26 protein-coding genes, 1 tRNA gene and 1 pseudogene are annotated in these 21033 nt (G+C 32.7%); 14 read left to right on the top strand and 14 right to left on the bottom strand.

The features are described 5' to 3' along the window. Positions 1 to 11: 11 nt before the first annotated feature. Positions 12 to 836 (bottom strand): TIGR00266 family protein, encoded by an 825-nt coding sequence (locus BLT80_RS13160; protein ID WP_092468744.1) that lies wholly within the window; start codon positions 834 to 836, stop codon positions 12 to 14. A gap of 103 nt (positions 837 to 939) precedes the next feature. After that, positions 940 to 1395 (bottom strand): DUF4442 domain-containing protein, encoded by a 456-nt coding sequence (locus tag BLT80_RS13155; protein ID WP_092468742.1) that lies wholly within the window; start codon positions 1393 to 1395, stop codon positions 940 to 942. A 146-nt stretch (positions 1396 to 1541) separates the two neighbouring features. Between BLT80_RS13155 and BLT80_RS13150 the strand changes: the two genes are divergently transcribed. From BLT80_RS13150 to BLT80_RS13130, 5 genes are all read left to right on the top strand, one after another. Then, positions 1542 to 1988 carry a DUF4870 domain-containing protein gene (locus tag BLT80_RS13150; protein ID WP_092468740.1) on the top strand — a complete coding sequence of 149 codons (447 nt, stop codon included), beginning with the start codon at positions 1542 to 1544 and terminating at the stop codon, positions 1986 to 1988. 161 nt (positions 1989 to 2149) lie between these two features. Then, on the top strand, positions 2150 to 2491 hold the full coding sequence (locus tag BLT80_RS13145) for a PadR family transcriptional regulator (RefSeq protein ID WP_020896132.1): 342 nt from the start codon (positions 2150 to 2152) through the stop codon (positions 2489 to 2491). Further along, positions 2488 to 4311: a PspC domain-containing protein gene (locus tag BLT80_RS13140; RefSeq protein ID WP_092468738.1), complete on the top strand. Its 1824-nt coding sequence runs from the start codon at positions 2488 to 2490 to the stop codon at positions 4309 to 4311. Before BLT80_RS13145 ends, BLT80_RS13140 begins: the two co-directional genes overlap by 4 nt. Positions 4312 to 4414: 103 nt before the next feature. Beyond that, positions 4415 to 5143: a head GIN domain-containing protein gene (locus tag BLT80_RS13135; protein ID WP_092468736.1), complete on the top strand. Its 729-nt coding sequence runs from the start codon at positions 4415 to 4417 to the stop codon at positions 5141 to 5143. Positions 5144 to 5399: 256 nt separating this feature from the next. Next, positions 5400 to 6236, top strand: a complete 837-nt coding sequence (locus BLT80_RS13130) for a GIN domain-containing protein (protein ID WP_245710252.1) — start codon at positions 5400 to 5402, stop codon at positions 6234 to 6236. Between the two features lie 6 nt (positions 6237 to 6242). Here the strand turns inward: BLT80_RS13130 and BLT80_RS13125 are convergent, their stop codons facing one another. From BLT80_RS13125 to trxB, 4 genes are all read right to left on the bottom strand, one after another. Beyond that, positions 6243 to 6842, bottom strand: coding sequence for a YceI family protein (locus BLT80_RS13125; RefSeq protein ID WP_175455612.1), 600 nt, complete (start codon positions 6840 to 6842; stop codon positions 6243 to 6245). A 66-nt stretch (positions 6843 to 6908) separates the two neighbouring features. Beyond that, the gene (locus BLT80_RS13120) at positions 6909 to 8186 is read right to left on the bottom strand and encodes a hypothetical protein (protein WP_092468732.1); all 1278 of its coding nucleotides are present in this window, start codon (positions 8184 to 8186) and stop codon (positions 6909 to 6911) included. A 39-nt stretch (positions 8187 to 8225) separates the two neighbouring features. Then, positions 8226 to 8816, bottom strand: coding sequence for a YceI family protein (locus BLT80_RS13115; RefSeq protein WP_092468730.1), 591 nt, complete (start codon positions 8814 to 8816; stop codon positions 8226 to 8228). Positions 8817 to 8987: 171 nt separating this feature from the next. Beyond that, positions 8988 to 9971 carry a thioredoxin-disulfide reductase gene (trxB, locus tag BLT80_RS13110; protein ID WP_092468728.1) on the bottom strand — a complete coding sequence of 328 codons (984 nt, stop codon included), beginning with the start codon at positions 9969 to 9971 and terminating at the stop codon, positions 8988 to 8990. 161 nt (positions 9972 to 10132) lie between these two features. Between trxB and BLT80_RS13105 the strand changes: the two genes are divergently transcribed. After that, positions 10133 to 10612 (top strand): hypothetical protein, encoded by a 480-nt coding sequence (locus BLT80_RS13105; protein ID WP_139181070.1) that lies wholly within the window; start codon positions 10133 to 10135, stop codon positions 10610 to 10612. 78 nt (positions 10613 to 10690) lie between these two features. Here the strand turns inward: BLT80_RS13105 and BLT80_RS13100 are convergent, their stop codons facing one another. The 6 genes from BLT80_RS13100 to BLT80_RS13075 form a co-directional block, all read right to left on the bottom strand. After that, positions 10691 to 10852 (bottom strand): DUF1328 domain-containing protein, encoded by a 162-nt coding sequence (locus BLT80_RS13100; RefSeq protein WP_092468724.1) that lies wholly within the window; start codon positions 10850 to 10852, stop codon positions 10691 to 10693. 197 nt (positions 10853 to 11049) lie between these two features. Further along, positions 11050 to 11499, bottom strand: a complete 450-nt coding sequence (locus BLT80_RS13095; protein ID WP_092468721.1) for a ferritin-like domain-containing protein — start codon at positions 11497 to 11499, stop codon at positions 11050 to 11052. A 284-nt stretch (positions 11500 to 11783) separates the two neighbouring features. Next, positions 11784 to 12218, bottom strand: a complete 435-nt coding sequence (locus BLT80_RS13090) for a hemerythrin domain-containing protein (protein ID WP_092468718.1) — start codon at positions 12216 to 12218, stop codon at positions 11784 to 11786. A 316-nt stretch (positions 12219 to 12534) separates the two neighbouring features. Further along, positions 12535 to 12741, bottom strand: a complete 207-nt coding sequence (locus BLT80_RS13085; protein WP_092468902.1) for a DUF6327 family protein — start codon at positions 12739 to 12741, stop codon at positions 12535 to 12537. 1 nt (position 12742) lies between these two features. Further along, positions 12743 to 13090, bottom strand: coding sequence for a hypothetical protein (locus BLT80_RS13080; RefSeq protein ID WP_092468716.1), 348 nt, complete (start codon positions 13088 to 13090; stop codon positions 12743 to 12745). A 3-nt stretch (positions 13091 to 13093) separates the two neighbouring features. Next, positions 13094 to 13426, bottom strand: a complete 333-nt coding sequence (locus BLT80_RS13075) for a YtxH domain-containing protein (RefSeq protein WP_092468714.1) — start codon at positions 13424 to 13426, stop codon at positions 13094 to 13096. Between the two features lie 195 nt (positions 13427 to 13621). Here BLT80_RS13075 and BLT80_RS13070 point away from each other — a divergent pair, with 195 nt between their 5' ends. Beyond that, the gene (locus BLT80_RS13070; RefSeq protein WP_317041774.1) at positions 13622 to 14983 is read left to right on the top strand and encodes an NAD-dependent succinate-semialdehyde dehydrogenase; all 1362 of its coding nucleotides are present in this window, start codon (positions 13622 to 13624) and stop codon (positions 14981 to 14983) included. 12 nt (positions 14984 to 14995) lie between these two features. Then, a complete protein-coding gene (locus tag BLT80_RS20130) occupies positions 14996 to 15148 on the top strand; it encodes a hypothetical protein (RefSeq protein ID WP_175455611.1) in 153 nt (50 codons plus the stop codon). Positions 15149 to 15153: 5 nt separating this feature from the next. Here BLT80_RS20130 and BLT80_RS13065 read toward each other — a convergent pair whose 3' ends face one another. Further along, entirely contained in the window at positions 15154 to 16104 is a 951-nt protein-coding gene (locus BLT80_RS13065) for a bile acid:sodium symporter family protein (RefSeq protein ID WP_092468712.1), read from the bottom strand. Positions 16105 to 16526: 422 nt separating this feature from the next. Between BLT80_RS13065 and BLT80_RS13060 the strand changes: the two are divergent. Beyond that, a pseudogene (locus BLT80_RS13060) lies at positions 16527 to 16787 on the top strand (cytochrome-c peroxidase); the annotation flags it as partial. A gap of 168 nt (positions 16788 to 16955) precedes the next feature. Here the strand turns inward: BLT80_RS13060 and BLT80_RS13055 are convergent. Then, positions 16956 to 17030: transfer RNA gene (locus BLT80_RS13055), tRNA-Pro, on the bottom strand. A gap of 109 nt (positions 17031 to 17139) precedes the next feature. Here BLT80_RS13055 and BLT80_RS13050 point away from each other — a divergent pair. Genes BLT80_RS13050 through BLT80_RS13030 form a run of 5 tightly spaced genes read left to right on the top strand, consistent with a single transcriptional unit; the run spans position 17140 to position 21020 of the window. Then, positions 17140 to 18234: a PQQ-dependent sugar dehydrogenase gene (locus BLT80_RS13050; protein ID WP_092468898.1), complete on the top strand. Its 1095-nt coding sequence runs from the start codon at positions 17140 to 17142 to the stop codon at positions 18232 to 18234. Beyond that, on the top strand, positions 18231 to 18659 hold the full coding sequence (locus BLT80_RS13045; RefSeq protein ID WP_092468708.1) for a c-type cytochrome: 429 nt from the start codon (positions 18231 to 18233) through the stop codon (positions 18657 to 18659). Before BLT80_RS13050 ends, BLT80_RS13045 begins: the two co-directional genes overlap by 4 nt. Positions 18660 to 18716: 57 nt before the next feature. Then, the gene (udk, locus tag BLT80_RS13040; RefSeq protein ID WP_092468706.1) at positions 18717 to 19322 is read left to right on the top strand and encodes a uridine kinase; all 606 of its coding nucleotides are present in this window, start codon (positions 18717 to 18719) and stop codon (positions 19320 to 19322) included. Next, entirely contained in the window at positions 19322 to 19648 is a 327-nt protein-coding gene (locus BLT80_RS13035; RefSeq protein WP_092468704.1) for an FtsB family cell division protein, read from the top strand. Before udk ends, BLT80_RS13035 begins: the two co-directional genes overlap by 1 nt. Next, positions 19641 to 21020: a methylmalonyl-CoA mutase subunit beta gene (locus BLT80_RS13030; RefSeq protein WP_092468702.1), complete on the top strand. Its 1380-nt coding sequence runs from the start codon at positions 19641 to 19643 to the stop codon at positions 21018 to 21020. The genes BLT80_RS13035 and BLT80_RS13030 overlap by 8 nt, the downstream gene beginning before the upstream one ends. The last annotated feature ends 13 nt before the right edge of the window (positions 21021 to 21033 follow it).

Here is a 21033-nt window from a genome sequence, read left to right as displayed (position 1 = left end):
AAATCAGGCTCTTAAAACCGATTATCACCATCTAATAAATCACCTAAGCCACCGAGAATACTGCCTTCTCCTTTAGATTTTCCTCCTCTTGGAACAGAAGCTAAAACTCTGCCTGCAAGTCGACTAAATGGTAAGGATTGTATATACACTTTTCCTGGCCCTTGAAGCTTAGCAAAAAACAAACCTTCTCCTCCAAAAATGGAATTTTTAATGCCACCAATAAATTCTATATCATAATCAACACCTTGAGTAAAACCAATGATACATCCTGTATCTACACGTAGAGTTTCTCCTGCTGCTAAGGTTTTGACCGCCGTGGTGCCTCCTGCATGCACAAATGCCATTCCATCACCCTCTAACTTCTGCATTATAAAGCCTTCTCCTCCAAAAAGTCCTCGTCCTAATTTTTTAGAAAACTCAATACCCACGCTCACTCCTTTTGCAGCACAAAGAAAGGCATCTTTTTGGCATATAAACTTTCCGCCAAATTCTAATAAGTCAATCGGAATTATTTTCCCAGGATAAGGTGACGCAAAAGATACATTACGTTTGCCTGTAAGATCATTGTAAAAGGCTGTCATAAATAAACTTTCACCAGTAAGAATCCGTTTTCCAGCACCAAGGATTTTACCTAAAATTCCAGCATCTTTTTGTGAGCCATCACCAAAAATGGTATCCATCTTAATGCCATCATCCATCATCATAAAACTTCCTGATTCCGCAATGACAGCTTCTTGTGGATCTAACTCTATTTCTACATATTGCATTTCTTCTCCGTAAATACGGTAATCTATTTCGTGTGCATTTCTGTCGTTATAGTCTGGTAATTTTTCCATAATTCTAATTTTTATTGATTTGATTGATTCATTTATAGGTTGTAAAAAACAAAAAAATGTTACACATAAATAGAAGAAACTGGCCTTTACTTGCTAAATAATTTTAAGATTTTACTTTAAGCGTCCACTCAAAATTAAAGTTAGACACTTCTACTCCATCTTTATTGACTCCTTTAGAATTTAACCAAACCGTTTGGCCTTCTCCTGTTTCAATAGCTTTATTTATAGCGTCGTCTATTTTATGCCCTTCATTACAAGTAAACATAATTCTACCTGTAGCCTTCTTTGTAAATGAGGCATTATTAGAAGCCACTAACATGGATATTTTTTTACCGCTTCCTCTTATCTTTTTCATCACTAATGCTCCGGTTGTTAATTCGGCAGCCATACCTTGTACAGCCCAAAACATAGAATTAAATGGATTTTGATTTACCCAACGGTGTTTTACAGAAACGACACAAGAGTTCTCATTTAACTCCTTAGTCCTAACACCTGTAAAAAAGGCGGCAGGTAGCTTAAACATTAAGAATTTATTTAGTTTAGAGGGTGTGATATTCATAAGTACAGTTCTATTTCACCACTAAAATAAGCGAAAATATTAAGCCTTACTAATGTTAAAGAAATGTTAATTTTTAGTACTATGCGTAACATAATACCTTTTTAAAGACATATATTTGTATAAGCAACTATTATATACTTTATAAAATGATAGATAATCACCATAAAAATTTAGCGACATTTATACATTTGTCAACGTTTTCAAGATTTGTAATTCCATTTGGGAATTTCATCGGTCCTATAGTATTATGGGCAGCCAATAAAAACAAATCCGAATTTATAGATCAGCACGGTAAGCAGGCCATTAATTTTCAGATAAGCGTTCTGCTCTATGCTATTATAATAGGTACGCTCAGTGTTCCGTTTTTTATATTCAAAATATTTAGAGGTATGGATATATTAGACTTCCATGGCTTTAACAATTTTCATATTAATATAGGAGAGCCTTCTCCTCTACTTTACATAGGTGGCGGTTTAGGTGCCTTAGCAATTGTTGCTTTTATAATCGAATTAGCCCTTATTGTTAAAGCTAGTCTATCTGCAAGAGACGGAAACGCGTTTAAATATCCATTAACTATCAACTTTTTAAAATAAATTTAAAGTATTCATCAATAATCAAATCAATCAAAAAATGAACAGTTTAATTAAATTAATGACACATCGACTATGACACGAGCGCATTACAAAACATCATCAATTAATAAATATCGCACGCGCGAACTGCATGTGTCCTTATTAAAAAATAGAAAACACACATGAAAATAGAAAACACAAAAGCACAAATGCGTAAAGGTGTTTTGGAATATTGCATTTTATCCATCCTAAAAGATGAAGATGCTTACGTTGCAGAAATTCTCGGCACATTAAAAGACGCAAAGATGCTTGTTGTAGAAGGAACTATATATCCACTATTAACAAGATTAAAAAATGCAGGATTACTCAACTACCGTTGGGAAGAATCGACTTCTGGTCCACCAAGAAAATATTATGGACTAACTGAAACAGGAAAACTGTTTCTTAACGAATTAAACTCCACATGGAGCGATCTACAAAATGCAGTTAACCTAGTAACCAACACAAAAACACCAAAGAAATGAATAAAACAGTCAATATAAATTTAGCAGGTACATTCTTCCATATAGACGAAGATGCATACCTCAAATTATCACGCTATCTTGAGGCTATAAAACGTTCATTTACAGATTCTCAAGGCCGATCAGAAATCATCGCCGATATTGAAGCTAGAATTGCCGAATTATTTGCAGAACGCATTCAAAACGAAAAGCAAGTTGTTGGTGTAAAGTTAGTTGACGAGGTCATTACCATTATGGGACAACCAGAAGACTACTTAGTAGATGACGAAATTTTTGAAGATGAACCAAAACAGCAATACAAGCAAAAATCGGGTTCAACGAGACGATTGTTTAGAGATACAGACAACTCGTATGTTGGTGGTGTTTCTGCTGGTTTAGGGCACTATTTTGGAATTGATGCTTTATGGATTCGTCTGCTTTGGGTTATTTTAATATTTGGTGCTGGTACAGGATTTTTACTTTATATTTTACTTTGGGCTTTAATACCTGAAGCCAAAACTACTGCTGAAAAACTCACCATGACTGGTGATGCTGTAAACATCAGTAACATCGAAAAAAAAATTAAAGACGGTATTGATACTGTATCCGAAAACTTCAAAAATGTAGATTTAAAAAAACATGGAGATAAACTAAAAGAAGGTTTTGATCATGTCTCAGATAATATATCTGAAACTGTAAAAAGTGTCGATTTTCAAAAGCAAGGTAGTAAGCTAAAATCGAGTTCTCAATCCTTTTTTGAAACCATTGGTTCTATCATTATGTTTTTCTTAAAAGTGATTGCAAAATTCATTGGTATTATTTTAATTATCGTTGGTATTAGCGTCATAATCGGGCTTATAATTGCTTTTTTCACCGTTGGAATTACAGATGCAGTTCATTTTCCTGGTATGGATTTTATTGATGCTTCAAATGCCGCTAATATTCCAATTTGGTTAATGTCCATGTTGTTATTTTTCGCAATCGGAATTCCTTTCTTCTTTGTATTTTACTTAGGATTAAAGATTCTAGTAAACAATCTAAAATCTATTGGTAATGTTGCCAAGTTTGCGCTTTTAGGAATTTGGGTAATGGCAATAATCGGCTTAGTTGTTACCGGTATAAGACAAGCCACAGAGCATGCTTATGATGCTACTACTGTACAAGTAGAAAAGCAAATAAATATCACTTCTAGTGATACGCTCAAATTAAGAATGCTAAGTCATAATACTTATAATCAAAATTTTCATAGAAATTATCAAAATTATAAGGTCAGCGCTTCAAATAACGGAGAGAAAATAATATCTAGCACAGATGTTAGACTTATTATAAAACATACTTCAGATTCTTTAGCAAGTATTAAAATTCATTCGCTTGCAAGTGGTAGTAGCTATGATTTAGCTAGAGAACGCGCACAGAACATAAATTACAATTATGAGCTGAATAAAAACGAACTGAAAATGGATTCTTACTTTACGACAGAAGGATCTAATAAATTTAGTGATCAACAAATAGAGATCTACATCTATTTACCAGAAGGAACAGTATTTCAGACTGATAATTATGTGTCGCGTTTTTCAAAATATTACAACGCACCAGACAATTTGTTAACCCGCGAAATGGATAATCATTATTACAAAGTTAATATGAATGACCTTGAATGTTTAGACTGTGTTGAAGAAATCAAAGAGCAAGATATTGAAGATGTCTTTGAGGAAGCTGCTGAAGACATCGTTGAGCAAGAAATAGGAACGCTTAAAAACACAGAGCATGAACCAAAAAAATCTGAAGTCAACATAAAAATTAATGATGAAAACGGAGTCAGTATTGAAGTTAATGACAATTGATACTAAAGATTCAACAATTCATCACTTTAAAATATGTAACCGAGTCTAATCAACTTAAATTTATATAACAAACAATTCATCAATCAAAAAACCAACAGAAATCATGACCACACTAACCAGAATTATTATCATTAGTATTATTAGTTTAGTAATGCTCTCTTGCAACTTCTCTATGAATTTAGGAAAAGGTGTTGATGGCAATGGCAACGTTGTTACTTTAGAGCGAGATATCTCATCTGACTTTGATGAGATTAAAGTTAGCCAAGGCATTGATTTATACATCACACAATCTGATGCTATAGGACTTAGCGTTGAAGCCGACGAAAACCTTCAGGATTTAATTATGACAGACGTAGAAAATAGCATCTTACGCATATACACTACCGAAAACATTAGAAGGGCAAGCTCAAAAAAGGTGCTATTGAGTATTGAAACCATCTCAGCAATTAAAGCCACAAGCGGAAGCGATGTCTATTCTACAAATACTATATCTGTCTCAAGCTTAGAACTCAATTGCACGAGTGGAGCCGATATAACCTTAGATGTGATAACCGAAACCTTAAAATGTAAATCTACAAGCGGTAGTGATATTGAGGTAAGCGGAACTACTAAATCCTTAATTGCCGAAGCCACAAGTGGTAGCGATATTGACGCTTCTAATTTAAAAGCACAAACCTCTAATGTAAAAGCAACAAGCGGTGCCGATATTTCTGTAAACACCTCTAAAGAACTAACCGCAAATGCAACTAGTGGTGGAGATATAAGATATTCTGGAAACCCTGAAAAAGTTAATAAATCTGATAATTCTGCTGGTAGCGTAAAGCAACAATAAACAAATAATGTAATACTAATTATTTATTTAATTTACACACCAAACAACTGTATACCAACCAATTAAAAGCTATCTTAAATTCTACTTAGAGTTTGGGATGGTTTTTGCTTATCTTAGTTTATTAGCTTTTAATTGACCAATATTAAACAGAAATCATTAATATTGACAATCAGAACTCCATACCGAAGTCAAAAACATAATAAGTGACTTATTCTATGGGTTTTGTGTCTCTTTAAAAGACAGTAAACATTAGAACATGAAAAAAACAATACTCATTCTGCTTTTAATGATTGTAGCTACCCCAATAGTACAAGCGCAATCGGAAGACAAAATTAAAGGGGACAGAAATGTTACCATAAAGCAAACATTCATTGATGAATTTAATTCGATTGTGGTCGATGGTGATTTTTCAATTGAAATTGTATACAACAGTAAACCATCTGTAAATATCGAGGCAGACGACAATTTGCATGAAATTATTCAATTTAATGTGGTTGATGGTGTACTCAAATTCACAGAAACCACACGTATCACTTCTAAGAAGAAATTGAATATCACTGTAAATTATAGTGATGGCCTTAGTAATATAGAAACTAGAGGTGATGGGGAGATTAGATCTCTAACCTCTATGGAACTTGCTGATGTTACATTAACAACTGCAGACGACTCTAGAGCTTATTTAAATATTAATGCGAAAAATTTCACGTATAAAAGCTCTGGGAAATCAAAAACGAGATTGAACCTTACTGCGGATAACACAAAAATAGAATTAACAGACAATAGTAAGCTAGATGCTTTAATTACTAGTAAGGTTGCAGATTTTGATTTATATCTACGTTCTGATGCCGTTATTGAGGGTACTGCAAGTACGTCTGTAATTAGAATGGATAATTCAACCAATTTTAATGGTTCCAAATTTGATGTAAAAACTTCAGATGTAAGTTTAGAAGACAATAGCGATTTAACCATTGCTGTAACCGATAACATTACGATTGCTGCTTCTGGAAATAGTGAAGTTTACCTTTTTGGTAGTCCTGCAATAACCATTACTAAATTTGAAGATACAGCTAAGTTACAGAAGAAGAAACGCTAAAAAGCACTAAGACTCTTTAATTTTAAGAGAGAATTGAATCTCAATTTTTGGTGAGACCTTAACCATACCCAACATTTTTGTTGGTGCAGTTAAACTAAAATCATTTATATCTAAAGGCATTACTCCACTTACATGCAAATCACTATTTTTAGTTATAGAAATTGGAACGGTATAAGTCCTTACAATATTACTTATTGTAATTTCTATGATTGCAGTAGTTGAATCATCATTGGGTTTAACTTTAGAAATCTCTTTTAACTTAAGTACTATTTCAGGATACTCTTCAGTATTAAGTAATTTATTAAAGTCTTTATTAATAGCCTTACCACCACAATTAAATTCAATATTAGGAAGTGTTAATTTGGTGTCATTAAATTTAATTCTTTTATCATAATCTTTATAACTGATGCTTATTGCTTCAGAAATAGTCGTCATATCAAACTGACACTCAAACGTACTTACATTAGTTTTACCTTTAATTTTTAGGTAACTTTCAGAAGATAAAACCACAGTTGATTCTTTGAATTCTATTGCTTCTACTCCAAAAAAAGTAGAGCACGTAGATCCTAAGAAAACTAAAATGAAAAATGATAATGTCTTAACCATAATTAAAAATAAAAAAAATAAGACCTTCATCCCAAAAGATGAAGGCCTTTTTTAAAAAACTAACCCTTAAAAACTTATCACCGCTTCTAACATAAGTCCATCAAACTGACCGTCCTCAAGAAGATTCCCTGTTGGATAATCCTTATATTTTTGAACTACATATTCAGCTTTCATTAATACATTTTGAGTTAAAAACCAACCTGCACCTAACTGAAATCTATCTACACTAACATCATCACCACTAGCTAATTCAGCACTTACCGTATTATAACGCGCACCTAAGTATACGTTTTCTGTATCTCCAAATCTGTAAATCACCTCACCAGCATATTGATTAGCATCTCTTCTGTCTGCTTCTGCTAACGCTTTCCCTGAAGCTAATTCAACAGTTCCAAAAAATTCTAAACCACCATACTTTACAAATGGGTTAATCATAATTGCAGTGATTTGATTTCTAAAACCAGGATCAAAACGACCAGATCTAAAGTTATCACTAGTTGCAGAAGCATCTTGCATAATGTTATAATATCTAGAACCTGCTCTATCTGCAGAATATAAATATACATTTGGTGCATAGCCTGTGTTATATAAAGATCCTGATAATCTAAATCTGAAATCATCATTGATTTGCTTATCGAACCCTAATTTTGCCAAAAATGAAGCTCCACCAGTTGAACCATCAGATATTGTAGTGCTTTGGTTTAGTTTACCATTAGAGAATCCAACCATCCCAAAAAATCCATTGTCAGCTGTATAGTATACTTCTGCACCAACTTCTGTTGTAAATGAATCCATGATTAAGTTTCCAACAAATGGGTTGTGAATAGCTTGTGCATTATCACTTCTTCTAAAGTGTGCATCACCATAGTTATTCTCCATATGACCAATTTTAATAGTCGTGTGCTTCATAAGATCTTCCATAAATCCTTTAGAGATAAAATCTAATTTATCTATTTTAAAATAACCACCTTTTACATAAGGTTCGTGGTGGTGTCTAGAAGATAAATATGTTCTTAAGTGCATACTTACACCATCATAAAGTGCCACATCTAAATCTAAATTAGCAGTCGCTAAGTTAAAGTTACTACCTACTTCTGATAAAGGTGTTACACCTGAATTCTCATTATCTAAGGCTTGGTACTGAAGTGCAAATGATCCTCCTATTCTAACATGAAGTTCTTCAAAAGCAGTTACAGTGTCTTTTTTTGCTTCAAAAACATTTACTCCTCTTTGGTCTGGCTGTCTGTAATTGTCAAAGTCTCTTAGATTTTTAGTTTGTGCAGATATAGAATATCCCATTGTCAAAACCATGACAAGTGTTACGAGTTTTAATACTGATTTCATAATTTATAAATTTAATTTTAAGTTGATTTTAATTTTTATTTATTTTTGTTCAAATACAGATTTGAATTCGATTTTAATTTCATTTCCTGTTTTAATGGTTCCTAATAAGGCTTTAGGTGGATCAATTCCAAAATCAGTCATTTTAATTGATTTTTCTCCATTAAGTAAAAGCTTATTTCCTTCTAGTTTCACTGTCATATCAATTGTTATTGAATTTGTTACACCAGAAATAGTCATTTTACCTGAAGCAGATACTTTGAAAGATTGATCAGATAATTTCGTTACGTTTTTTAATGCTGTAAGATTAAAGTCTATCGTTTTATGATCATCGGTGTTTAAAGCTTTATAAGTGTTTTTATCCATTGATGACTTACCACTTTTAAGACTTTCTGCTTCAACAGAAAAATTAAGACTACTAATCTCTAAGTCCTCTGAGTTTGTGATAACTGCTTTACCTGATTGCTTTTCCGTTTCTAATGTCCAATCATGTAAAGACGAAGTTCCATGCACTTCTAAAACAGAAGAAGAATTACTTAAAATATAATTTTGAGATAAAGCAACCTGAAAAGAAAATAGACTACTTAGTAAAACTGCTAAAAAGAATACTGGGGATTTAATTGAATGTTTCATAATTGTGTTTAAATGTTTCGGCAAAGATTTACATAAAAACCATTCTAAATTATGATAAAAGTCATGATTGAGATTTTTTTTAAAAACCTATCAATCATGAAACTTTAACTATTGAACAAAAAAAAAGCCGAAGTGTTTAACTTCGGCTATATAATATATGTAATAATTAATTTAATTATAATTAGAGGTCGCAACCTCAAAATCAGAATCTTTAGCTGCCAAATAGCGTTCTGCATCCAATGCAGCCATACAACCAGTTCCTGCAGCAGTAATAGCTTGCCTATAAACATGATCTGCGGCATCACCACTTACAAATACACCCTCTACATTGGTTTTACTTGTTCCTGGTACAGCATTAATAATATAGCCTGTTTCATCTAGATCTAAATAGTCTTTAAAAATATCTGTATTAGGCTTATGACCAATAGCGACAAAGAAACCAGTAGCTTCAATATCCTGCTTTTCATTGGTTTTATTATTAATTACACGAACACCAGTTACCACTTGTCCATCACCCAAAACCTCATCAGTTTCTGTGTTGAATAATATTTCGATGTTCTCTGTGTTTTTAACGCGTTTTGACATGATTTTAGAGGCTCTAAATTCATCTCGTCTCACTAACATGGTTACTTTTTTACAAAGTTTAGATAAATAATGAGCTTCTTCACAAGCAGAATCTCCTGCTCCAACAATCACAACTTCTTGATTTCTATAAAAGAATCCATCACAAACTGCACAAGCGGATACTCCACCACCTAATTTTAAATATTTTTGTTCAGAAGGTAAGTTTAAATATTTTGCAGATGCACCTGTAGAAATTATAATCGTATCGGCATGAATTTCTTTCTCTTCATTTACCCAAGCTTTATGAACATCACCTGAAAAATCGACCTTAGTAATCCAACCATGTCTTACATCTGTTCCAAACCGTTCTGCTTGCTTCTGTAATTGTATCATCATTTCAGGTCCTGTGATGCCATCAGGATACCCTGGGAAATTCTCAACATCATTAGTTGTCGTTAATTGACCACCTGGCTGCTCCCCTTGATATAAAACAGGAAACATATTTGCTCTAGACGCATAAATTGCAGCTGTGTATCCTGCAGGTCCAGACCCTATAATTAAACACTTTACTTTTTCAATTGTATCAGACATATTTTGTATTTTATTATATAAAACAAAAGTAGGTTTTTTGTTCAATTCCTTACAACGAAGTTATTAACAGTAATTATAGCGTCATAAATTTTATGAATCTAAGCACTTTCTGTTTATAATTTCGTAATTTAAAGGTGTTTAATAGTAAAACCCTAGAAATTATGTCGTACAAAATACTAGTTTTAAGTCTCGCTATGGTGTTTATATCTTCTTGTAAAGAACAAGACCAAAAGGCTACAGAAAATATTGAAACGGAAGAAATTTCAGAAATTAACAAAAAAGGCCTCAATGGCACCTGGGAACTCGTTGGGTTTTATAATTATAAAGATAATGTGGTGTTAGATTCATTTTCTAATAATACGATCTCAAGACAAATTAAAATGTACACCGATAGTAAGGTAATGTGGTGTAAACTTTTAAAAACCGATTCCATTGAATTTTTCGGATACGGTTCTTATAATTATAACGATGATGGTTTAACCGAAGTTTTAGAGTTCGGTTCTGCTTTTATGAATGAGATTATAGAAGAACAACAAGAGTTTAATTTTAAGCTCGAATTATCTGAAGATCGTTTTGAACAAATTGAGATAGATGAAGATGGTAATAAAATTTATTCTGAAAACTATAAACGCGTTGAATGATAGAATTAGAGCATAAAAAAATAGCCATGGAAATAAAAATTTCTATGGCTATTTTATTTTATAAATTTATATCCTGAGTTATTTCTTTACCACCCCTTTTAATAGAGACAGTACAAAAAGTACTATAAATATAAAGAAGACGATTTTAGCTATTCCTGCTGCTGCTCCTGCAATTCCTCCGAATCCTAGAACGGCTGCGATTAATGCTATTATAACGAATGTGATTGTCCAACGTAACATAATTATTTGGTTTTTAGTTAATAGATTAGTACTTCTAACCTTCCTTACAAAGATGGCTTATAATTCCGTAATAGATTTGCTCATATGCTATTGATCTTAACCAGATTACTAGATCTCATAGTCTTTCAAAAAAAAAGAGCGTATTCTAAAATATAGATTACGCTCTCTTTTTTGTTTTAAGATTTAGAATTTAAATTCTATTTTAAATTCTCTAAAGATTTAACTTTCGATAAATCCGATTCAATTTGATGTTTCTGTGATAACAAGATTGATTTTGTACTACTAGGTAAACTTGCTTCTTGCAATACCTCATCATACTCATTTACACTCGCTTTTTCACCTCTAATAGCTTCCTCTAACATTGATTCTTCATTATCGGCTGAAAACATAGCTTTAACGTCCATCCATGTTCTATGCGCTGCGCCAGTAAAACTTCCTCCTTTATCCACGTCTTGTCCAAAAGCTCTAATCTCTGATTTAAGATCGTGTCCAAAGGTTTTTCTTTCTAATGCTTTTCTATTGAAAAAAGTTCTTAAGCCGGAATGTTTTGTGTTTTCCGCAGCTTTTGTATACCCTTTTTCTGCATCGTAATTTTTCTCTAATAAACCGTTAAGTCTATTTCCTACTTCTTCTGTGTATGTTGCCATTTTTTTTTGAATTTTAATTTTAAGGTAATTTTTGTTAGATGCTTACCTTTTTACATCGATAGTGTTATTAGCACTAATTGATACTCAAAAGTAGTCATCTTATTAAGGGTTGATTAATTCAATTACTGAAGAAATTAACGCAATTAAATACAGACTAAAATCTTAACATATTTTAAGAAAAGTATGATTGATACAATTGGCTATTATTGAATATCAGTCTTATAGAAATAAAAAAAGCTATCCTTTTAATTAAAAAGATAGCTCTTATTCTAAGTATATTAATGTTACCTATGCGCTTCCATGTAAGCATTATATTTGGTGGCCAATGTCTGTTTTTCCTTTTCATTAAAGACTTTGCCCGATAGTTGAAAAAAGCTATGTTCTTCATCTTCTAAATGATGCTCCACCTTATGCTTCAAATCTTTCGCAATTTTTAACCATGCAGATGAATCCATTTCTGTTTTTTCTAACTGCTCAATAAGTTCATCAATTTCATGATGCTCTGCTATACCATGTCGCGCATGCTCTTGCATCATATCTGTAGGAATTAAAGGTTTATAAAAATGACGCTCCTCTGCATTAGCATGAAGCGTTAATTCTTTACGTAACTCTTTAAATAAATCGTGTCGTATTTTGGTATCACCAGAGGTGTCTACTAACTTATCCAATAAATCCCGTTGAATGTCGTGATCTTTCCTAATAGCTTCATATATATTCATAATTACTTGATTTTGGCTGATTTATACTGTTGCACAACAAAGCTAATTATAGAAACAAACTCTCATTTGCTCATATAATTGAAAAGTTAACTGTTATGACATGGTCTTTCTATAGTTATGCTTTATACATATTGACATACATGACGCAAACAAGTCATAATTCAACAAAAAATTGATATAAATTATTATCAGCCCAAACAACATAGGGACTATTCTTTATTAAACTAGGAAATTTTCACAGCCTAATTGAAGAATTTTGGAGAGAAAATAGCATCTTTCGATAGATCGCCAATGCTAAAGTTTAGGTGAAGCAAACTTACCTTTTAAAAAGCCAGTTTCTAATCATTGCGATAAAACTGTATTTTCCTGTTAATTTTAAGGCTGTGCTGATCCAGTTCAGAGGTTCTAAATCTTGTTTATATTCCGTTTTAATCAATTTAAGTTCCTCCCAAGCAATATCGCGCTCTAACTTATGACGTGTTAAATCGTTCTCTATTTCTTTAAATGTAGTATATGTTTTCATTTTAATTAAAAAATTTAAGTCCAACTTTCTTTATAATATACGCATTGAATTTAACTCTAAGTAAATAGATTAAAATCGAAATCACTACGTAAATAAGACCAACTAACAAGAATCCCAATGAATAACTATTTAGAGTATTACCCAATTCTAAAGCTCCTGCAATAGACAAGAAAACTAATCCTGCAAACAAGAGACTACCAACAGCTAAAACCTTAGTCACTAAGCTTAGTGAAAGGGTTAACTGCTGAAAAATCTTCAACTTAAAATATTGGTGAGACGCTCTAATATAGCGCTCACCAATATGAGAAGCTTTTTCTGTGGTGTGATTTATGTCATTAAATACACTCATGGATTATGCTTTTTTCTGTAAAGTTTTATTCTTTTCTTTTAAGTCTTTTAATTTAGACTCAAGTGTAGTAATCACATCTTCTGCTTTATAACTCGCATTAGAAACAATATAGTCTACTTGTTGATCTAAATTTTCTTTCTGTGATGCAATAGTATTACCTAAAGAATCTCTTAACTCAGTTGCTTTTTCAGCCATTAAGTCTCGTTTCGTTGCTGCTTCTTCTGCAATTCGTTGTCTTGTGACGCTACCTTTATCTGGTGCGAATAAAATTCCTAAGACTGCTCCTACTGCTGTTCCTGCTAATATTCCTAAAACTGTATTTCCGTTATTACTCATGATGATATGTTTTTTATTAATTTTAATGTTCAGCACGTTGCTGTATTACAAAGATATATCTAACCCCAATGAAAGCTTAGCTCTTTAGATATTGATATTAGCTGTAATGCTATTAATTATTAGCGTCAAACATTTAAGTAATAGAACTAACACAATTTGCTTAACCTGTTTAAATTTGAAAATATATTTATTATTATGAAATCTATAAAAACATACAATCCTTATAACGGAAATCATCTTGGAACCTATAAACAAGATTCAAAACCCCTATTAGAAGATAAACTTGAATTAGCAGATTCAACTTTTAAAACTTGGAAACAATTTGAAATTGAGGGTCGTATTGAATTATTACAAAATTTGGCTAACGAAGTATTTAAAAATAAGCAGTATTTAAGTCAACTTATGACTGAAGAAATGGGAAAACCAATTCTTGAAAGTGAAGCTGAAATTGAAAAATGCACTTATCTTATTGACTTTTATTCCAAAAATGCAGAACAATTTTTAGAAGATGATCTTATTGAAACCGAAGCGTACGAGAGTTTTATAAGTTATGATCCTTTAGGCTGTGTGTTAGCTATTATGCCTTGGAATTATCCGTTTTGGCAAGTATTTAGATTTGCAATTCCGACATTAACAGCGGGAAATGTGGCACTTTTAAAACACGCTTCTAATGTTACGGGTTGTGCCATTGCTATTGAAAAACTATTTATAGATGCAGGGTTCCCGAAAGGATGTTTTCAAACCCTAGTTACGGATCATGAGACTATTGAAGACCTTATGAGCAATGATATTGTAAAAGCAGTTTCCTTAACTGGCAGTGAAAAAGCAGGCCGAAAAATAGCAGAGCTTGCCGGTAAAAATTTAAAGCCGTCCCTTTTAGAATTGGGAGGAAATAATGCTTGCATCATTTTAAAAGATGCGGATTTAGAGAAATATATAGACACTATCGTTAAAGCGAGAATGCAAAACTCCGGACAAAGTTGTATTGCCGCAAAGCGATTTATAGTTGTAGAAGATATTTATGATGATTTTATTGAAAGATTCACATCTAAAGTAAAGGATTTAAAATACGGTAACCCACTAGAAGACGATACCACAATATCGTGTTTGGCTCGTGAAGATTTAGCTGAAACTTTAGAAAAACAAGTTCAAAAATCAATTGATTTAGGAGCTAAAGTCATAAAAGGTCATAAAAGAAATGGAGCTTATTACGAACCGACAATTCTAACCGAAGTAACTACTGAAATGCCCGTATTCAAAGAAGAAACATTTGGACCCGTTGCCGCTATTATGAAAGTAAAAACCGAAGATGAAGCTTACCAAGCTGCAGCAAATTCTAAATTTGGATTGGGAACTATGGTTTTTACTGCAGATTATGAAGCAGCGATAGAGCGTATTTCAGAAATTGAAGATGGTGGCTTTTTTATCAATGAGATGGTAAAATCTGATCCTAGACTACCTTTTGGTGGCACAAAAATTTCAGGATATGGTCGAGAATTATCTAAAGAAGGGATGTTGGCCTTTGTAAATATTAAGACAACGTATATTAACAAGTAAAAAATAGAAATTATGAAGTTTGTAAAAGAAGAAGAGGATGAATCAAGAGATTATATCCTTCAAAAAGATACGAAAACAAAATTTGGAGCGAAAATTATTATTCTTATACTTATCGTTTTAGTAGGGGCTGTAGTGGCTTCCGGTATTCATTTTAAATGGTTTTAAGGTTTTTAGTTACTTTTCCTAGAAGCTATGACACTTATAATTAATATTTGTGTTGCATGAAACAACATTAACGGTAACAATATAATACCTAAAGTAGCCATATTTCCGAAGAGTATTTTTGAGAAAACAGTCCCATGAACTAATGATTTTTTAGTCCCGCAAAATTGTGCAGTAATACGATCTTCCTTATTGAGATGTAATTTTCTAGCAAAAACACCTGTTAGAGAATAAACAATTGTAAATAGTACTAGAACGCCAATAAAAAGCAAGAGCAAATCTACAAGCGAAACGACACTAAAAATGTCATTATCAAATGATGCTGCAAAACTTTTATAGATTATTAAAAGAATAATAGACTTATCAAACAAGGTTAACTTACTACTGTGTTTACGTGCAAAATCACCCAAATACCGTTGTAGAAAAAGACCAAAAATTACAGGTAAAATAATTTGAACAATGAGTTTGATGTAAATCTCTGTAAAATCAAAATCTGTTTGTGTAGGATCTACAAACAAACCCATCCAAAGCGGTGTTAAAACAATACCGATAATTCCTGAAATACTTGCATTAAAAATTGCTGCAGGTATATTTCCTTTTGCCATAGCTACCATTACCACAGATGATGAGACTGTTGAAGGTAATGCTGCTAAGAAAAAGAACGCCAACCAAATGGTGTCTTGTGTTTCATTTTGAATAAGTGGGCGCAATAGTAAAATTAGTAACGGAAACATTAAAAATGTAGAACCTTGCACTAAAAGATGCAACTTCCAATTTTTAAGTCCTGCTTTAATTTGAGTTGGATTCAGTTTAAGTCCATAAAAAAAGAATATAAGCGAAATCCCTATCGCACTAATAGTGTCGATAGGGATTTCGCTATTTTCAATTCCCCATTGCGGAAAAAAGTAAGCCAATATTATAATTCCTATAATACATAGGACGAATTTATCAATTTTCATATTCGTTTATTAGGAGCATAGATTCTCTTTGCGAAATTAAAGACTCTTTTTAATAATTGCTCTAAAAATAATATCAAAAAATTGAATTCGTGTGGATGAAGCTAGAATAAAATCTTCCATCTATATATTCTTTATGCATTTAAATAGATAATCATTTCTCAATATTTCATTTATCTAAATAATAACACCTATTTCAAATTTAAAAACATTAAGAAATTTTAAAATAATTAAAGACCTTTGAAATGTGAAAACAACTACACTTTTTTTTAGCATTGTTTATGCTTTTGAAACCTACGATTCCATATGTGGAATACGCTGCTTTTTATGACTACACTAAAAATGAACTTTACGTTAATATAGATAAGCCTGAATTAGCTTGTAATGGTAAATATCATTAAAAAAAGGAATTCGCTAAAGTTTCAGATTCTGAAGAAGCAGGACGTACCAGAATTACAGGCCTTGTTGAAGATTACATGCGTTTTAGAGTCCCAAGATTAAGAAATATAGAATTTACTGCACCTTACGGTAGCTTTGGACAATTTACAACTTTAGAAGCTGATAATTTAGATCCTACTTTAAAAGAGAACTACAATAGAATTTCACTCTCGGAAGAAGAAAAAACAAATCTTATCGTTTTTATGAATACTTTAAGTGATGCTGAGTTTTTAGGTCTTAATTATTAAGTATCATGAAGAATTCATTCTTCATATCTTATCTCAGTAAATTCATTATAAGTACAGCAAATAGACACAATAAGGCTTATTTATTTTAAACAAAACCTAGTCACCTAAAGTCTATAACAACAAAAAACCTTGCAAATTTTAAATTCACAAGGTTTTTACAATATTAAGTCGGGGTGGCAGGATTCGAACCTGCGGCCTCCACGTCCCAAACGTGGCGCGATAACCGGGCTACGCTACACCCCGAATTTGTATTCCCAATTTCGGACTGCAAATATATAATTTTTCTTTATAATCCAACAACAATTGTCTAACTTTAAAGTCTTAATCTTTTTCAGACAATACTATTATGGATATGAAAAGCATCATTATCGGGTTAATCCTCTCTAGCACAATAGCATGCGCACAAGATAAAAATCCTAAAAATTCAGAAAACACTCACGAAGTTATCGTTTCAGACATTAATATTCCTTGGGGTTTTACCTTTCTTCCTGATGGTTCCATGTTAATTACAGAGAAATCTGGTGAATTAATTCATTTTAAAGATGGAAAAAAATCAAGTATTTCGGGTCTACCTGAAATCTATGTTCGTGGTCAAGGTGGATTATTAGATATTATTTTACATCCTAATTACGACCTAAACGGGTGGATTTATTTCTCTTATGCCTCCTCAGAAGGTGAAGACAGCGGAGGAAACACATCGATAGCAAGAGCAAAACTAGAAAACAATAGTTTAACAAACTTACAAGTTTTATATAAAGCCACACCGAACACTACAAAAGGCCAACATTTTGGATCGCGCTTAGTTTTTGACGATGCAGGCTACCTCTATTTTTCCATTGGAGAACGCGGAAACAGAGACGAAAACCCACAAGACATTACAAGAGATGGCGGAAAAATCTATCGCCTAAATGACGATGGCTCTATCCCAGAAGACAATCCTTTTGTTAATGACGCTGGAGCTAAAACGGCTATTTACTCTTATGGACACAGAAATCCTCAAGGTATGACGCTTCATCCAGATTCAAGACAAATATGGACTCACGAACACGGCCCTAAAGGTGGTGATGAAATAAACATCATTAAAGCTGGAAAAAATTACGGTTGGCCTGTTATTAGTTATGGTGTAAATTATGTTGGCACAAAATTTACAGATATCACCGAAAAAGAAGGTATGGAACAACCGATTCATTATTGGGATCCTTCAATTGCACCAAGCGGAATGGCATTTATTAAGAGTGACAAGTATGGTGATTGGGATGGTAACCTACTCGTAGGTTCTCTCAAGTTTAAATATTTAGACATGTGTACTTTAAAAGACAATAAAGTCATAAAAGAAGAACGATTACTCGATGGATTAGGACGCGTAAGATGTGTAGAACAAGGCTCTGATGGTTTTATTTACGTAGGTATAGAAGATTTAGGTATCGTAAAATTGATTAGAAAATGAAAAGAATAATTATTCTAGGAGTATCAATACTACTATTTGCTTCGTGCAATTCAAATACAAAAAAATCTAATCTAGTCGCTGACAATCAAGATTCATCGCAATTGAAAGCTAGTATTGAACGCGGCAAACTTGTATATGATGATATGTGCATCACCTGTCATTTACCAGATGGTAAAGGTGTACCAAGAGCGTTTCCACCATTAGCAGATTCAGACTATTTAAGAGAGAATCAAACCGAAAGCATCAAAGCTGCAAAATATGGCATGTCTGGCGAAATAAAAGTAAATGGCATTACCTACAATAGCACAATGGCTCCTTTAGGTCTTTCTAATGAAGAAGTTGCAGATGTTATAAATTATATTAATAATAGTTGGGGTAATACTATTGACAACTTTGTAACTCCGGAGAAAGTTTCCGAATTATAAATTCACAATTCTACTTAAATAAGTAAATTTGCAACAGTCAAATAAATCAAAACTAATATGCTAATTATAGGAATCGCAGGTGGTACAGGCTGCGGAAAAACAACTGTTGTAAATACCATTTTAAAAGAATTACCAGAAGGTGAAGTTGGAGTCATATCCCAAGATTCCTATTACAAGGATACCTCACATTTAAGTTTTGAAGAACGTGTTAAAATTAACTTTGATCATCCAAGATCCATAGATTTTGAATTATTAGAGCAACACCTCAAAGAATTAAGAGCAGGGAATAGTATTAATCAACCTGTATATTCATTTGTAAAACACAACCGAACAGGCGATGTTATTGTTACAAAACCAAGAAAGGTGATGATTGTTGAAGGGATATTAATATTATCTCATGCTGAAATCAGAGATCTTTTTGATATCAAAATATATGTACATGCGGATTCCGATGAGCGCTTAATACGACGTTTAAGACGAGATATCACAGAACGAGGTCGTGACATCAATGAAGTGCTTCAACGTTATCAATCGACTTTAAAACCCATGCATCAGCAATTCATAGAGCCAATGAAAGAGTATGCTGATATCATTATCCCAAATAACAAATACAATACGGTCGCTGTAGATATCGTTAAAACCATAATCAACGAACGCTTGTAATGTCAAAATTCAATATTAAATATCTAAAACCATTTAAGAACATCTATGTGATTGTTCTGATTGTTTTTGTGGTTTGGATGTTATTTTTTGATGCCCATTCATGGCTGTTTCATCATGAATTAAATGGGGATATTAACGAATTAGAATACCAAAAAGAACACTACCGTAACGAAATGGCTAAAGACAATAAAGCCATTAAAGAATTAAGCACAGACGAAGGTATTGAGCGCACAGCACGAGAAACCTATTACATGAAAAAGCCTAACGAAGACATCTTCATTATAGAATACGAAGATAGTATTCCGAAACAAAAAAAAGATGAGTAAATCATTATTTAAAGATTTTGAACCCATGTCCTCAAAAGCATGGAAACAAAAAATACAAGTAGATCTCAAAGGTGCAGATTACAACGACACGCTAATCTGGAAAACCAACGAAGGTATTAATGTGAAACCATTTTACCACGCTGATGAATTTGAAACATTACCAGAAATTTCAAACAGTAAAGCCACCGATTGGAAAATCTGCCAATCTATTGCAGTCATTGATGCCAAAACTGCCAATTCGAAAGCTTTAGATGCGATAAACCGTGGTGCAGAAAGTTTAATATTCAATATTGAATCAGAAACTGTTTCCATTAAGGATTTGTTTCAAGATATCGACCTGACTAAAACAAGTATTGATGTTAAATGTGATTTTCTTTCTAAAAACTATGTTGAAAACATCCTTGATGTCACTCTGAGCGCAGTCGAAGAGTCTCGAGTAAATATCCATACAGACATCATTGGCAACCTAGCCAAAACAGGCAATTGGTACGACAACCTCAACGACGATCACAGTAAATTAGATTCTATTGTTAAATCAACCAATCAAATTAGTGTTGATTTAGGTTTATATCAAAATGCCGGCGCCACCATAGTGCAACAATTAGCGTATAGCTTAGCACATGCTAACGAATACTTAAATCATTTTGAAGGTAGTAAAAACTGGTCCCCAAGCGAAGTTGAAGTAACCTTTAACGTAGCTACAGGTTCAAACTACTTCTTTGAAATTGCCAAAATCAGAGCGTTACGTCAACTATGGACAACTCTAGCTTCAGAATATGGTGCAAGTACAGATTGCAGAATAATTGCCACTCCAAGTAAACGCAATAAAACCATTTACGATTATAACATCAATATGTTACGAACCACAACCGAATGCATGAGTGCTATTCTAGGTGGAGCAAATGTAATTTGTAACTTACCATACGACACTTTATTTCATAAGTCAAACGAATTTGGAGAACGCATCTCCAGAAATCAACTCTTAGTTTTAAAGAATGAAAGCTATTTCGATAAAGTAAATAACCCAGCCGATGGAGCCTATTATATTGAAAGCTTAACTGAACAATTAGCCGAAAACGCATTAAATCTCTTTAAAGATATTGAAGCCAATGGAGGTTTTTTAAGCCAGCTAAAAGAAGGCACTATTCAACGAAAACTTAAAGAAAGTGCAGCTAAAGAACAAGCCGATTTTGATGCTAAAAAAATAGTCTTATTAGGCACAAACAAGCATCCAAATTCAGAAGACAAAATGAAAACTGATATAGAAATTAGTCCATTTTTGAAAATTGAAAAGCGAAAAACCTTAATTGAACCAATCATTGAAAAAAGACTATCTGAAAAATTGGAAATCAAAAGATTAAGCAAGGAGTAAAACTCACTATAGA

Origin of the sequence: Winogradskyella thalassocola, from assembly GCF_900099995.1 — a bacterium.
GTDB lineage: Bacteria > Bacteroidota > Bacteroidia > Flavobacteriales > Flavobacteriaceae > Winogradskyella > Winogradskyella thalassocola.
This window is presented reverse-complemented; position numbering and strand designations above follow the sequence as displayed.